Genomic DNA, 3,298 nt, shown 5'->3' on the forward strand with positions numbered 1-3,298 from the left:
GGTAAGAGACAGGGCTTCAGCCGTGGGAGGATGTCAAGCGCGTCGTGAACCGCCTTGGGGTCAAGCCCCGAGGCTTCCCGTTTCAACGACGCGACTTACAGGAACCGACGAAGACTGTCCTCCATCGGTTTCCACAGCGGTCGCAGTCTCCACGGGCGTCGATTCGGCCTGTCCCAGACCTAACTCTTGAAGGCCGCGAAAAAGAACGTTGTACGACGCATTCGCGTCTCTATCCGCCTCGAACCCGCAACTCGGACAACTGTGTTCCCGCACCCACAACGGTTTGTCCGTCTCGACACCACATTCAGCGCACTCTTTGGTCGTCCCCGCAGGATCTACTTGGACGACGTGCGTACCGTACAGGTCGCCCTTGTACTCCAGCATCTCGATGAATCCGCGCCACGCGGCATCCTGCTTATTCCGAGCGTTCCCACGCTGTTGAAGCATTCCCGAGACGTTCAAGTCTTCCACGAACACGGCGTCATACGTCGTGACGAGCCACGTCGTGAGCTTGTGCTGGAAGTCTTCAACCCTCCGCTTGATTCTGCGCTTAATCTTGGCAACCCCACGGCGCTGTTTCTCCCAGTTGTTGCTCCCGTGTTCTTTCCGGGAGAGATTGCGCTGCTCCCGACGCAGGCGTTCGTACTCGTCGGAGAGGTCAAGCCAGTCCACGCTGTTGCCGTCAGACGTGTAGATGTAGTTCTGGATGCCGAGGTCGAGGCCAACGCAGTCCTCAACATCCACGTCGTCTACAGCGGGTTTCTCGGGGAGCGTGGTGTCTTCGACTTCGAGGCCGAACGTGACGTACCACTCACCCGTCGTCTCTTTCTTCAGCGTCACCTCTTTGATGTCTGCGTTGTCGGGGATGGAACGGTGATATCGAATGGGGATGTCACTGATTTTGGAGAGCCAGATTGTGGCAGTCCGGCCACTCGTGTTTTTGAGTTCGAAGCCAGACTGCGAATACGTCATACTCTGGTACTCGCTTGGGGACTTCCAGTTGAGCCACCCGACCTTGTGCCCGTTCTGCTTCTTCTCGGAGAGGTTCGAGAGGTTGTCGTAGAAGCGTTCGACGGTCTTCTGTAACGCCTTCGAGTGGACTTTGGAGAACACAGGCCACTCGTCCTTCCATTCGGTGAGGCGTTTCTGGTGTTGGTACGCCGAACCGATGTTGTCCTCGTCGGTGTCGAGGACACTGTATTCGTAGCGGGTGTGGTTGTATGCTTGGCGGTGGATGTCGATGTGGCGTTCCACTTCCGCAGTCACACCTGTTCGGTCAGGGTAGGCGCGGAAGCGGTAGTCGTACCACATCGCCGTACCTCGATTATCGCTGTGTTGCTAGTTAATGGCTTGTGTCACGGAGTGTCGGCTTCATCCACGGGGTCAAGCCCCGTGGCATTCGCCTCGACAGCCTGTAAACTTTCAAGTCCACGGCGAACACAGTTCTGATAACTTCTTCCTATGTCTCATACACAAGACCAACCCAGCACGTGGCTCCTTGATATGGATGGAGTGCTGATACATGAGGAGGTTGCTCTCCCGGGGGCGAAAGAGTTCATCGGCCGGCTTCAAGAGCAGGACAAGGAGTTTCTCGTGCTCACGAACAACTCAATGTACACGCGTCGCGATCTGTCTGCCCGTCTTGCGGATGTGGGTATTGATGTTCCAGAGGAGCGGATTTGGACCTCGGCCGTGGCCACGGCACAGTTTTTGTCAAATCAAGTCCCAGATGCGTCCGCCTACGTTATCGGTGAGGCTGGACTGAAGACAGCGCTCCATAAGGTGGGCTACACGCTGACCGATACTGACCCAGATTTTGTCGTTCTCGGGGAGAGCCGCACGTATTCGTTCCAGAATATCACACAGGCCGTCCAACTGATTGATCAGGGCGCGCGGTTTGTCGCAACGAACCCGGACGCTACCGGACCCTCACCTGAGGGCCCACTCCCGGCTACCGGCTCCGTTGCTGCGCTCCTTACGGAAGCCACTGGGCAAGAGCCGTACTTCGTTGGCAAACCCAATCCAGTGATGATCCGGAGTGGCCTCAATCGGATCGGCGCGCACTCCGAATCGACGGCGATGGTAGGGGATCGCATGGACACCGATGTCGTGGCCGGCATCGAGGCTGGCCTGACTACGTACCTCGTACTCACTGGGTCGACTAGTCGTGACGAACTCACAGAGTTCGCGTACCGCCCGGACGATGTTGTCGAATCAGTTGCTGAATTGGTTGAGACTATATAATCTCCTGTATTGACCACAACCGGGCCAGAATATCTCACCTGCTGAGAATTTCAGCAGAGCCAAAAGGTATATTTTCGAAGCATTGCCGGACATCGCCTGTAGCGTCTTGTTTCGAAACTCGCACTAATTTGCGGTTTGCTGCTTTCGCTTCCACGAGACACACCAACGGATCATCGACATTCTTGACGAGAAGCGTTGTTGTTTCGCGGCGTGAAACACTGCTGATGGGTTGATGTTTCGAGGGCTATATGGTTCACGTAGCCGCCGGTCGGAGGCGGCCGACAACAAGTATCCGACTGTTGAGCTCGTCCCATCGCCGTGGCACAGTTGGTGGGATCTCTCATCACCTCCCCCTCCCCCGCTTTGGCGTTCACTGGCCGCCACTCCCCCTGTGTATCGGCCCTCCACCGCCAGCGGCCCTGTCGTATTGTGTGCTTAGACTCAAGGAGATCCCTGCTCCACGATCATTTATGCCTTCCAAGCAGCGCCTGCCGAGCAGTCTTTTGCCCACGACTGAGCGACAACGAACCGCTCTCCTTCACGGTCTTCTCTGGATCGTTACAGTCTCAGCCGTTTCATTCCTTCTAGGAGACGCGCCAGTGGAGGCCATCTCTTACGGTGCCTTCTCCGGCATACTATACGGTATCGTAGTATACGTCTGGCAGCCATACTGACCACCCCAACGTACGGGCCAAACTGTTAAATTGCCACTGCGCGAAGAAGAGAACCTCTCGTCGGCTGAATACTGCTGAATCCAATATCACTTCGGTTTTTAAGATTCAGATATTAGTAATAAATTGCGGTGTCGAGGCACACGACGAGTACTCCGCGCTCTTGTTATCGCTGTCCTCCCACAGCTCAGATTCCAATTCAACCTCTCTGTCCTCGAGTAGATTTCCGGTTCCTAGAGACAACTGTCGAGTGGGTCGACAGTTGAAGCAGTGCCTGCCGAACCCAACCGTGAGCAAGCAGTCTCGACGGAGCATTCATTCGGTCGGTCCATCGTTACGGAAGTGCGAAAAGAGGGCCCCGCCCTGAAGCCCTGTCTCTTACC

The 3,298-nt window shown here is 56.0% G+C and carries 2 protein-coding genes; one reads left to right on the plus strand and one right to left on the minus strand.

Features of this window, described 5'->3' with window-relative positions; all coding sequences use genetic code 11:
• Positions 1-60: 60 nt before the first annotated feature.
• Positions 61-1,311 (minus strand): RNA-guided endonuclease TnpB family protein, encoded by a 1,251-nt coding sequence (locus Z052_RS12760; protein WP_099289099.1) that lies wholly within the window; start codon positions 1,309-1,311, stop codon positions 61-63.
• Positions 1,312-1,503: 192 nt separating this feature from the next.
• Between Z052_RS12760 and Z052_RS12770 the strand changes: the two genes are divergently transcribed.
• Positions 1,504-2,244, plus strand: coding sequence for an HAD-IIA family hydrolase (locus tag Z052_RS12770; RefSeq protein ID WP_241897947.1), 741 nt, complete (start codon positions 1,504-1,506; stop codon positions 2,242-2,244).
• Positions 2,245-3,298 lie beyond the last annotated feature (1,054 nt).

The organism is Halorubrum sp. C191, assembly GCF_002727095.1.
GTDB classification, from domain to species: Archaea; Halobacteriota; Halobacteria; order Halobacteriales; family Haloferacaceae; genus Halorubrum; species Halorubrum ezzemoulense.

Coding starts and splice junctions, on each gene's coding strand:
- Z052_RS12760 (WP_099289099.1), bottom strand. CDS start 1,311: ATGTGGTACGACTACCGCTTCCGCGCCTACCCTGACCGAACAGGTGTG.
- Z052_RS12770 (WP_241897947.1), top strand. CDS start 1,504: ATGGATGGAGTGCTGATACATGAGGAGGTTGCTCTCCCGGGGGCGAAA.